The sequence below is a fragment of the Streptomyces sp. NPDC059456 genome, from assembly GCF_042750055.1.
Taxonomy (GTDB): Bacteria; Actinomycetota; Actinomycetes; order Streptomycetales; family Streptomycetaceae; genus Streptomyces.
Map to the genome: position 1 here is coordinate 9,595 of NZ_JBHYVA010000066.1, position 10,673 is coordinate 20,267.

Sequence of the window (10,673 nt, forward strand, 5' to 3'; positions counted from 1 at the left end):
TTGAGCCCTTAAACCGGTGGTGGGCATAGACCTTTCGGGGTGTCACGGGTCTATTGCGCGGGCGATGGGTCGGTTACGGCACCGACACCTGGGGGAGGGAGGAGGCCTGTCCTCCCACCCGTGTCACGATGTGACCGCACATATCGGAGGAGCCGGTGACGGCAGCGAAACTGGAGTCGGGAAGGCGGGCGGCGATGTCCACCGAAGGGGCGACCACGGAGCCGGAAGGCGGGGCAGTCACTCGCACGGCGCGCGTGCCCAAGTACTACCGACTCAAGCGGCACTTGCTCGACATGACCGAAACACTGCCCCCCGGCACGCCGGTGCCGCCGGAGCGCACGCTCGCGGCCGAGTTCGACACCTCGCGGACCACCGTGCGCCAGGCGCTCCAGGAGCTCGTGGTCGAGGGCCGGCTGGAGCGCATTCAGGGCAAAGGCACCTTTGTCGCGAAACCGAAGGTTTCGCAGCCGCTCCAACTGTCCTCGTACACGGAGGACATGCGGGCCCAGGGGCTGGAGCCCACCTCCCAACTCCTCGACATCGGCTACGTGACGGCCGACGACACCCTCGCCGGGCTCCTCAAGATCGCCACGGGCGGCCGGGTGCTGCGCATCGAGCGGCTGCGCCTGGCCAGCGGTGAGCCCATGGCCATCGAGACCACGCACCTTTCGGCCAAGCGCTTCCCCGCGCTGCGCCGCTCGCTGGCCAAGTACACCTCCCTCTACACCGCGCTCGCCGAGGTGTACGACGTACGGCTCGCGGAGGCCGAGGAGACCATCGAGACCTCCCTGGCCACCCCGCGCGAGGCCGGCCTGCTGGGCACCGACGTCGGCCTGCCGATGCTGATGCTCTCCCGGCACTCGCTCGACGCAGACGGCGAACCGGTCGAGTGGGTGCGCTCGGTGTACCGCGGCGATCGTTACAAGTTCGTGGCGCGACTCCAGCGCCCCGCCGTGTGATTCGTAGTTGACTCTCGTTCCGCTATACGGACGGGGGCTTACGTTCACCGAGCGGGCCCCCGTAGATTCCCTGCGCTTACGCAGATGATCAACGAGGGGACGAGGATCATGCCGGAACCGGAAGCAACAGGTACAGAACGGAACGCGGCGAGTCCGGGCACGGCCGCGGACTCGCCCTCCGCGCCGGGGAGCTCCGGGGGCATGACCCCCAAGTCGGTCGCCGCCTGGGTCCTCGTCGGCCTCATCGGGGCCCTCGGCTGGGGCATCCTCGCCCTCTCGCGCGGCGAGGAGATCTCGGCCGCCTGGCTGCTCGCCGCCGCGCTGGGCTCGTACGCCATCGGCTACCGCTTCTACGCGCGCTTCATCAGCGACCGCGTCCTGAAGGTCGACAAGACGCGGGCCACCCCGGCCGAACGCCTCGACAACGGTGTCGACTTCCACCCCACCGACCGCCGGGTGCTGTTCGGCCACCACTTCGCCGCCGTCGCCGGAGCCGGCCCGCTGGTCGGTCCCGTGCTCGCCGCGCAGATGGGCTACCTGCCGGGCACCATCTGGATCGTCGCCGGCGTCATCTTCGCGGGCGCCGTCCAGGACATGGTCACCCTCTTCTTCTCCACCCGCCGCGACGGGCGCTCCCTGGGCCAGATGGCCCGGGACGAGATCGGCCCCGTCGGCGGAGCCGCCGCCCTGGTCGCCGTGTTCGCCATCATGATCATCCTGCTCGCGGTGCTCGCCCTGGTCATCGTCAACGCCCTGGCGCACTCCCCCTGGGGCGTCTTCTCCATCGGCATGACCATCCCCATCGCGCTCTTCATGGGCTTCTACCTGCGCGTGCTGCGCCCCGGCCGGGTCACCGAGATCTCCGTCATCGGCGTCGCCCTGCTGCTGCTCGCCATCGTCGCGGGCGGCTGGGTCGCCGGGTCCTCGTTCGCGAGCACCTTCACGCTGGAGAAGGAGACGCTCGTCCTCTGGATGGTCGCCTACGGCTTCATCGCCTCGGTGCTGCCGGTGTGGATGCTCCTCGCGCCCCGCGACTACCTGTCCACCTTCATGAAGGTGGGCACCATCGCGCTCATGGCGGTGGGCGTGGTCCTGGCGATGCCGACCCTGAAGATGCCCGCGGTCACCGACTTCGCCGCCCGCGGGGACGGACCGGTCTTCGCCGGGTCGATGTTCCCGTTCGTGTTCATCACCATCGCCTGCGGCGCGCTGTCCGGCTTCCACGCGCTGGTCTCCTCCGGCACCACCCCGAAGATGATCCAGAAGGAGACCCAGGTCCGGGTCATCGGCTACGGCGCGATGCTGACCGAGTCCTTCGTCGCCGTCATGGCGATCATCGCCGCCACCATCATCGAGCCCGGCCTGTTCTTCGCGGTCAACTCCCCCGCCGGTGTCATCGGCACCACCGTCGACACCGCCTCACAGGCCGTCACCCACTTCGGCTTCGCCATCTCCCCCGAGTTCCTCGCGCAGGCCGCGAAGGACGTGGAGGAGAGCAGCCTGCTGTCCCGTACGGGTGGTGCGCCGACGTTCGCACTCGGAATGTCGGAGATCTTCTCGTCCGTGGTCGGCGGCGCCGGGATGAAGGCGTTCTGGTACCACTTCGCGATCATGTTCGAGGCCCTGTTCATCCTGACCACCCTCGACGCGGGCACCCGTGTCGGCCGGTTCATGCTCCAGGACACCCTGGGCAACGTGCACAAGTCCTTCAAGGACATCAGCTGGAAGCCCGGCGTGTGGCTGGCGAGCGCGCTCGTCGTCGGCGGCTGGGGCTACTTCCTGTGGGTCGGCATCAAGGACCCGCTGGGCGGCATCAACCAGCTGTTCCCGCTGTTCGGAATCGCGAACCAGCTCCTCGCCGCGGTGGCCCTGGCCGTCTGCACCACGCTGCTGGTGAAGTCCGGGCGGCTCAAGTGGGCGTGGGTGACCGCCGTCCCGCTGGCGTGGGACGTGGCCGTCACGCTCACCGCGAGCTACCAGAAGGTGTTCTCCGACGACGTGAAGGTCGGGTTCTTCGCCCAGCGCGACAAGTACCAGACCGGGATCGACGCCGGGAAGGTGCTGCCGCCCGCGAAGAACGCGGGCGAGATGCACACCATCGTCACCAACGCCACGGTCGACGGCGTGCTGTCGGCCCTGTTCGCCGCACTGATCGTCATCGTGCTGCTGGACGCGGCGCGGACCTGCCTCAAGGCGGTCCGCAGCCCGGAGTCGGTCCGCCTGGCCGAGGTCCCGTGGACCGAGTCGAAGATCATCGCCCCGGCGGGGCTCATCGCGACGCCCGAGGAGCGGGCCGAGCTCGCCGCCGCCGGCCTGGACTCGGGCGGCGGCCGCACGAAGGAGCCGGTGGCGTGAGCGGCGTCCGCGGGGCGCTGGCGAAGGCGAGGTACTTCGTACGGGAGTTCTCGGGCGAGGCGGCGTACGACCGGTACGTCGCGCACGCCCGCTCGCACGACCCCGGGGCCGAGGTCCTGACCCGCAAGGCCTTCGAACGCGCCCGCACGGACGCCCGCGAGGCGGATCCCCGCGACGGCTTCCGCTGCTGCTGAACCCGTGGAGGTATGGGGCCCCCCCGCCCCCCCGGGCCCCCGGCCCCCCACCCGCGCCCCCCCGCCCCCCCCCGCCGTCCCCCGTTCGGCGGCCGCGGCGGCGACACGGGAGGTACGGGAATGGCCGCGACCCGGGACGGCGCACCGGCCCCGCCCCCGCCCGACCCGGGTCTCTACGGGCCCGCCTCCGTCACCTGGCAGTGCCACGGGGACCCGATCATGTGGATCGCCGGAATCCGCGCGCTCTACCTCCAGGCCCTGCACCCCCGCGCGGTCCGCGGGGTCATGGAGAACAGCGACTTCCGCTCCGACGCCTGGGGCCGGCTGCTGCGCACCGCCGACTTCGTCGGCACCCTCACCTACGGCACCACCGAGGCCGCCGAGCGCGCCGGCGCCCGCGTCCGCCGGATCCACCGGACGCTGTCCGCCACCGATCCGGCCACCGGCGAGCGGTTCCCCGTCGACGACCCCGAGCTGCTGCTCTGGGTGCACTGCGCGCAGATCGACAGCTTCCTGCACGTCCTGCGCCGCTCCGGCGTCCCGCTCACCGCGGCCCAGGCCGACCGCTACGTCGACGAGAACCGGGTGAACGCCCGCCTCGTCGGCCTCGACCCGGCCCGCGTCCCGGCCGGCACGGCGGCCCTCGCCGCGTACTTCGAGGAGGTCCGCCCCGGGCTGGCGGCCGGACCCGACGCCCGCGCGGTGGACGCGTTCCTGTGCAATCCGCCCACCCCTGCCCTTCTCGTCCCTGGCCGAAACCTGCTGTGGCGCCCCGTCGCGGCCCTGGCCTACGGTTCCCTCCCCGGATACGCGCACCGGCTGTACGGGCGGACGCCGCCGCCCGCGCCCGTCATCACCCGGCGCCTGCGCCTCACCGGTACCCTGCTGCGCAGCATTCCCGCAGGTCTACGGTGGCAGCTGCCTCCAGGTCACATCTTGAAAGCGATGCGCCGCATGGGCCCCGGGAGCCGCCCCTCGGCGTACACACTGCGTACATCAGCGGCCATACTGGACCGGCCGGGGAGGGCGTAGGACGGAGCACGACAACGGGGGCGGCTTTAAGACATGGCGGAGTCCAGACTGATCCAGGGCCGTTACCGGTCACTCGATCTGATCGGGCGCGGCGGCATGGGCGAGGTGTGGCGCGCCCGGGACGAGTCGCTGGGCCGGCAGGTCGCCGTGAAGTGCCTCAAACCGCTCGGGCCCGAGCAGGACAAGCACTTCGTCCAGGTCCTGCGCGAACGCTTCCGCCGCGAGGCGCGCGTCGCCGCCTCCCTCCAGCACCGGGGCGTCACCGTCGTCCACGACTTCGGCGACGACAGCGCCGCGGGCGGTCCCCTCTACCTCGTCATGGAGCTCCTCGACGGCCGCAACCTGAGCCAGCTCCTGGAGGAGAACGAGGCGCGCCCGCTCCCGGTGGACGTGGTCGTCGACATCGCCGAGCAGCTGGCGGCCGCCCTCGGCTACACCCACGAGCAGGGCGTCGTCCACCGCGACCTGAAACCGGCCAACATCATGCGGCTCACCGACGGCACGGTGAAGATCTGCGACTTCGGCATCGCCCGCCTCGCCCACGACATCGGCTTCACCGCCAAACTCACCGGCGGCGCCATGGCCATGGGCACCCCGCACTACATGTCGCCCGAGCAGATCGCGGGCGGCGAGGTCGACCACCGCAGCGACCTCTACTCCCTCGGCTGCGTCCTGTACGAGATCGCCACCGGCGCCCCGCCCTTCGACCTCGGCGACTCCTGGTCGGTGCTGGTCGGCCACCGCGACAACGCGCCCGTGCCGCTGCGCGAGCACCGGCCCGAGCTGCCCGCGTACTTCGAGCAGGTGGTCCTGGACCTGCTGGCCAAGCGCCCCGAGGACCGCCCCGGCGACGCCCGCCACCTGCACCGGCGGCTCGTCGAGGCCCGGCTCGGCCCGGGCGGCCTGCCCGGCGCCCACGCCCCGCTGCCCGCCTGGGCCCGCACGATGACCGCCGGCCGCAAGGCGGGCATCGACGCACGCCCCGCCAGCGGCGCCTGGGCCGTGCTCACCGGCTCCTGGACCGCCGCGCGCCCCGCCGCCGGGCACCGGATCGTGCGCCCCGCCGCCGCCGAGGACCCGCGGCTCACCGCGCCGTACGGGGTCGCGTACGCCTTCGGCTCCGAGGGGAGCGGCCTGCACGGGGCAGGCCCCGATGCGCTCGCCGCCGGCCACACCCGGGCGTTCGCCCTCAGCCGCGCGGGCCGGCCCGAGGAGGCCCTGGCCGCGTACGAAGCCGTCGCCGAGGGGCGCACCGGGGCGCTCGGCGCCGACCACCCCGACACCCTCGCGGCGCGTCAGGAGGCGGCGTACGAACTGGGCCGGCTCGGACGCCACCGCGAGGCCCACGACGTCTACCGCGCGGTGCTCGTCGCCCGGGAGCGCAGCATGGGACCGCTCCATCCCGACACGCTGCGCTGCCGCCACAACCTCGCCTGCACCCTCGGGGCGCTGGGCCGGTTCGAGGACGCCCACCGCACCGCGGCCGAGGTCGCCGCCGACCGGGCGGCCGTCCTGGGCGCCGAGCACCCGGACACGCTGCTGACCCGGTACGAGGTCGCGTACGCGCTGGGCCGCCTCGACCGCTGGCAGGAGGCGCTCGACGGGTTCCGGCAGGTCGCCGTCGTACGGGACCGGGTGCTGGGCCGCGACCATCCGGACACCCTCGCCGCCCGCTACGAGGTCGGCATCGCGCTCGGCCGGACCGGGCACGCCGCCCAGGCCCTGGACCTGTTCCGGGGCCTGGTCCGCGACCGCACCCGGGCGTACGGCGCCGCCGATCCCGAGACGCTCCGCGCACGGCACGTCCTCGGCGTCAACCTGGGCCGGCTGGACCGCTGGGAGGAGGCGGTGGCCGAAGCCCGGCAGGTGGCCGCGGCCCGGGCCGGCGCGCTCGGCGCCGAACATCCCGACACCCTCGTCAGCCGCCGTGAACTGGCCGTCGGGCTGGGCCGGCTGGGCCGCTGGGACGAGGCCCTGCCCGTCTACCGCGACCTGTCCGGCATCCGCGAACGCGCCCTCGGCGACGACCATCCGGATACGGCCCTGGCCCACGCCGACGAGGCGCACTGCCTGGAGCGCCTCGGCCAGGTGTGCTACCAAGAGCCATGACGAGCTTCGGGCACGATGTATACGACGACGTGATCGTGGGCGGCGGGCACAACGGGCTGGTCGCCGCGGCGTACCTGGCCCGGGCGGGCCGTTCGGTGCTGGTCCTGGAGCGGCTGGGGAACACCGGCGGTGCCGCGATCTCCACCCGCCCCTTCGCCGGCGTCGACGCCCGGCTCTCCCGGTACTCCTACCTCGTCTCCCTCCTCCCGGCGAAGATCGTGCGCGATCTGGGGCTGGAGTTCGCCGTGCGCAAGCGCACGGTCTCCTCGTACACGCCCGTCGAACGCGACGGCCGGCCCGGCGGGCTCCTCGTCGGCGGCGGTGAGTCCCGCACCCGGGAGTCCTTCGCGCGGCTCACCGGCTCGGAGCGGGAGTACGCCGGCTGGCGCGCCTTCTACGGGCGGACCGGGCGGCTCGCCGAGAAGGTGTTCCCGACGCTGACCGAGCCGCTGCCCACGCGGGCGGAGCTGCGGGCCCGCGTCGACGACGAGGCGGCCTGGCGGATGCTGTTCGAGGAGCCGCTCGGGCAGGCCGTCGAGGAGCACTTCGCGGACGACCTGGTGCGGGGCGTCGTGCTGACCGACGCCCTGATCGGCACCTTCGCGGACGCGCACGACGCCTCGCTCGTGCAGAACCGCTGCTTCCTGTACCACGTCATCGGGGGCGGCACGGGGGACTGGGACGTTCCGGTCGGGGGCATGGGCGCGCTCACCGATGCCCTGGCGACGGCCGCCCGGGCGGCCGGGGCCGAGATCGCGACGGGGCACGAGGTGCTCCGGATCGAGACGGACGGGCGGGCTCCGGCCGAGGTGACGTTCCGTACGGCGACCGGCGAGGGACGGGTCGTGGGGCGGACGGTCCTGGTCAACGCCTCACCGCGGACGCTGGGTGAACTGCTGGGCGAGGCGCCGCCGGGACCCCCGGCCGAGGGCGCACAGCTCAAGGTCAACATGCTGCTGCGGCGGCTGCCGCGGCTGCGGGACGCCTCGGTGGACCCGCGCGAGGCCTTCGGCGGCACGTTCCACATCGCCGAGGGGTACGCGCAGCTCGCGCGGGCCTACGCCGAGGCGGCGACCGGCGAACTGCCGTCCGTACCGCCCTCGGAGATCTACTGCCACTCGCTGACCGACCCCTCGATCCTCGGTCCGGAGCTCGTGGCGCAGGGGTACCAGACGCTCACCCTGTTCGGCCTGCACACCCCGGCCCGGCTGTTCGAGAAGGACAACCAGGGGGCGCGGGAGGTGCTGCTGGCCGGCACGCTCGCCCAGCTGGACGCGCACCTGGCCGAGCCGATCACCGACTGCCTGGCCTTCGACGCGGACGGCCGCCCGTGCATCGAGGCGAAGACCCCGCTCGACCTGGAACGCGAACTGCGGCTGCCCGGCGGGCACATCTTCCACCGGGACCTCTCGTGGCCCCACTCGGACGACACCGGGGGCGGCGAGGCGGCCGCCCGGAGCGGCGCGGACCGCTGGGGGGTGGGGACCCCGTACGCCAACGTCCTGCTGTGCGGCGCGGGCGCCGTGCGCGGGGGCGGCGTCAGCGGGGTCCCCGGCCACAACGCGGCGATGGCCGTGCTGGGGCACTGACCGTCGTTACGCGGCGGGTCGGGCGGCCTCGATCACGACGATCGGGATCTCGCGGTCGGTCTTGCTCTGGTACTCGTCGTACGCCGGCCAGTGCTTGACCATCACGGGCCAGTACGCGGCGCGCTCCTCGGAGGTGGCGGTGCGGGCCGTGCCCTGGACGACCTTCGGGCCGACCTGGATGCGGACCTCCGGGTGGGCCGTCAGGTTCTTGTACCAGAGCGGGTGTTCGGGGTCGCCGCCCTTGGAGGCGACGACGAGGTAACGGCCGTCCGCCTCGCCGTAGATCAGCGGGGTGCGCACGGCGTTGCCCGAGACCCGGCCCACGGTGGTGAGCAGCAGGGTCTGGGTGCCGTTCCAGTACTGGCCCTCGGCCCCGTTCGATCCGACGTACTGCTTGACGTGGTCGAGCTGCCAACTGCCCGGCTTGGGGTCCTTGGGGTGGTCCCAGTCGATGTCCGTGGTCGCCATGTCCGTGTACCTGCCTTCGCTGCCGAGCTGCTTGCGGGGGTTGAACCGTCGACGAAACTCAACGACCACCAACTGCGGCGGGCACGGTTTTATGCCCCCGGGAGCGTGAACCCGTCGAACAGGTCGTCCAGGGCGCGCCGGGTGGCGCGGGCCGGGGTGGCGCGTACGGCGAGGTCGCGCACGGCCACCGTGAGGGGATGGGCGAGCGCGGCGACCCGGCCGGCGCGGCGCGACCGGATCCGGATGGCGTCGGTACGGGAACACCGGGCCGCACTGTAGGCGGCCAGCGCGGCCGGTACGTCGGCTCCGCCGTCGAGGAGGTGCGCGAGGACGACGGCGTCCTCGACGGCCTGGCAGCCGCCCTGGCCGAGGTTGGGGGTCATGGCGTGCGCGGCGTCGCCGAGCCAGGCGATCCGGCCGTGGTGGTGGCGCGGGAGCGCGGCGGCCAGGTCGTACAGGTCGTGCTGGAGGACGGCCGCGGGGTCGATCCGCTCCAGCAGCGCGGGAACCGGATCGTGCCAGGAGCCGAAGCGGCGCAGGAGTTCGGCGCGGACGTCGGAGGGGCGGTGGCCCTCCGGGGCCACGGCGGTGGCGTACGCGTACACGCGGCCGTCGGCGAGGGGGACGACGCCGAAACGCTCGCCGCGGCCCCAGGTCTCGGCGGTGTCCGGGGGCCGCCCGGCCGGGCCGTCCGCGGACAACACGGTGCGCCAGGCGGTCGCCCCGCTGTAGTGCAGGCCGGGATGGTCCGGGAAGTACGCGCGGCGCAGCCCGCTGTGGATGCCGTCGGCGGCGAGGACGACGTCGGCGGTGAGGTCCCCGGCCGAGGTGTGCACCACGGGCGCGCCGGGGGAGCCGGGTCCGTGGTCGACGCCGGTGACGCGGGCCCCGTAGCGGATCGCGCCGGCCGGGAGCGCTGCGGTCAGGCCCTCGGCCAGGGCCGGCCGGTACACGGCGAGCGGAGGCCGTCCGTACCGGGCCGTCAGCGCGGCGGTGTCGGCCCGGTTCAGCCAGCGGCCGTCCGGCCGGCGCAGTCCCATCGCGGCGGGGACGGCGCGGCCCGCGACGCGGCCCGCGACGCGGCCGGCGTCGAAGCCGATGGCGTCGAAGGCGCGCAGGGCGTTGGGGGCGAGGACGATCCCGGCGCCGGCGGCCGACGGCTGCGGGGACCGCTCGCAGACGGTGACCCGCCAGCCGCGGCGGTGCAGGGCCACCGCTGCCGTGAGTCCGCCGATCCCGGCCCCTGCCACGACCGCATGCGGTGAGGACATGGCGCGTCCCTCCCTTTCGCTGTTGTCGGTCCGTGCGGCCTCTACATTCGTAGAGGGTCCGTAGCGGTCACTCTACAGCTGTAGAGTGACCTCATGTCCACCCCCGACCGCAGGACCCTGATCGCGGACGCGGCGATCTCCCTCGTCGCCGCCGCAGGCCTGCGCGGCCTGACGCACCGGGCCGTCGACGGCGCGGCGCGGCTGCCGGCCGGCAGCACCTCGTACTACTTCCGTACGAGGACGGCGCTGATCGGCGCCTGCTACCGGCGGCTGGCCGAACTGGACCTCGGCGACGTCGAGGCGGACCTCGGCACGGAGTTCGACGCGGCGTTCGACGCGAACCCGGCTGTGAACCGGGGCGCGGACGCGGACCCCGGTGGGGTCGCCGGCGCGGACCCCGGTGGGGTCGCGGGCGGTGCCGTCGCCGCGCCGGGCGGGCCGGCCGGCCGGGAGGCGGCCGCGAAAGCGCTGGCCGAGGTCCTGCACCGGTGGCTGACCACCGGCCGGACGCGCCAGCTGGCCCGCTTCGAACTCAGCCTGGAGGCCGCGCGCAACCCCGAACTGGAGCCGGAGTTCCACCGGGCCGGGCAGGCCGCCCGGGCCCGGGCCGCCGGACTCCTCGCGGCGCTGGGCGCGCAGCGGCCGCAGGAGTCCGCCGAACTGCTGGCCGCGTGGACCGACGGACTCCTCTACGAC

The 10,673-nt window shown here is 73.6% G+C and carries 9 protein-coding genes; 7 read left to right on the forward strand and 2 right to left on the reverse strand.

Annotation, left to right across the window (positions count from 1 at the left end; translation table 11 throughout):
• The first annotated feature begins 194 nt into the window (after positions 1-194).
• The 6 genes from ACFXA3_RS09060 to ACFXA3_RS09085 all read left to right on the forward strand — a co-directional run bounded on the left by ACFXA3_RS09060 (position 195) and on the right by ACFXA3_RS09085 (position 8,238).
• Positions 195-959, forward strand: a complete 765-nt coding sequence (locus ACFXA3_RS09060; RefSeq protein ID WP_385184039.1) for a GntR family transcriptional regulator — start codon at positions 195-197, stop codon at positions 957-959.
• A 201-nt stretch (positions 960-1,160) separates the two neighbouring features.
• On the forward strand, positions 1,161-3,314 hold the full coding sequence (locus ACFXA3_RS09065; protein ID WP_385184041.1) for a carbon starvation CstA family protein: 2,154 nt from the start codon (positions 1,161-1,163) through the stop codon (positions 3,312-3,314).
• Entirely contained in the window at positions 3,311-3,508 is a 198-nt protein-coding gene (locus ACFXA3_RS09070) for a CstA-like transporter-associated (seleno)protein (protein WP_385184044.1), read from the forward strand. The genes ACFXA3_RS09065 and ACFXA3_RS09070 overlap by 4 nt, the downstream gene beginning before the upstream one ends.
• 120 nt (positions 3,509-3,628) lie before the next feature.
• Positions 3,629-4,540, forward strand: a complete 912-nt coding sequence (locus ACFXA3_RS09075; RefSeq protein WP_385184047.1) for an oxygenase MpaB family protein — start codon at positions 3,629-3,631, stop codon at positions 4,538-4,540.
• A 33-nt stretch (positions 4,541-4,573) separates the two neighbouring features.
• A complete protein-coding gene (locus ACFXA3_RS09080; protein WP_385184050.1) occupies positions 4,574-6,649 on the forward strand; it encodes a tetratricopeptide repeat protein in 2,076 nt (691 codons plus the stop codon).
• Positions 6,646-8,238: a phytoene desaturase family protein gene (locus tag ACFXA3_RS09085; protein WP_385184052.1), complete on the forward strand. Its 1,593-nt coding sequence runs from the start codon at positions 6,646-6,648 to the stop codon at positions 8,236-8,238. The genes ACFXA3_RS09080 and ACFXA3_RS09085 overlap by 4 nt, the downstream gene beginning before the upstream one ends.
• Positions 8,239-8,244: 6 nt before the next feature.
• Here the strand turns inward: ACFXA3_RS09085 and ACFXA3_RS09090 are convergent, their stop codons facing one another.
• Positions 8,245-8,706, reverse strand: a complete 462-nt coding sequence (locus ACFXA3_RS09090; RefSeq protein ID WP_385184055.1) for a nitroreductase family deazaflavin-dependent oxidoreductase — start codon at positions 8,704-8,706, stop codon at positions 8,245-8,247.
• 89 nt (positions 8,707-8,795) lie between these two features.
• The gene (locus ACFXA3_RS09095) at positions 8,796-9,977 is read right to left on the reverse strand and encodes an FAD-dependent monooxygenase (protein WP_385184057.1); all 1,182 of its coding nucleotides are present in this window, start codon (positions 9,975-9,977) and stop codon (positions 8,796-8,798) included.
• 93 nt (positions 9,978-10,070) lie between these two features.
• Here ACFXA3_RS09095 and ACFXA3_RS09100 point away from each other — a divergent pair.
• Positions 10,071-10,673: TetR/AcrR family transcriptional regulator (locus ACFXA3_RS09100; protein WP_385184059.1), on the forward strand; the 603-nt coding region annotated here is incomplete at its 3' end.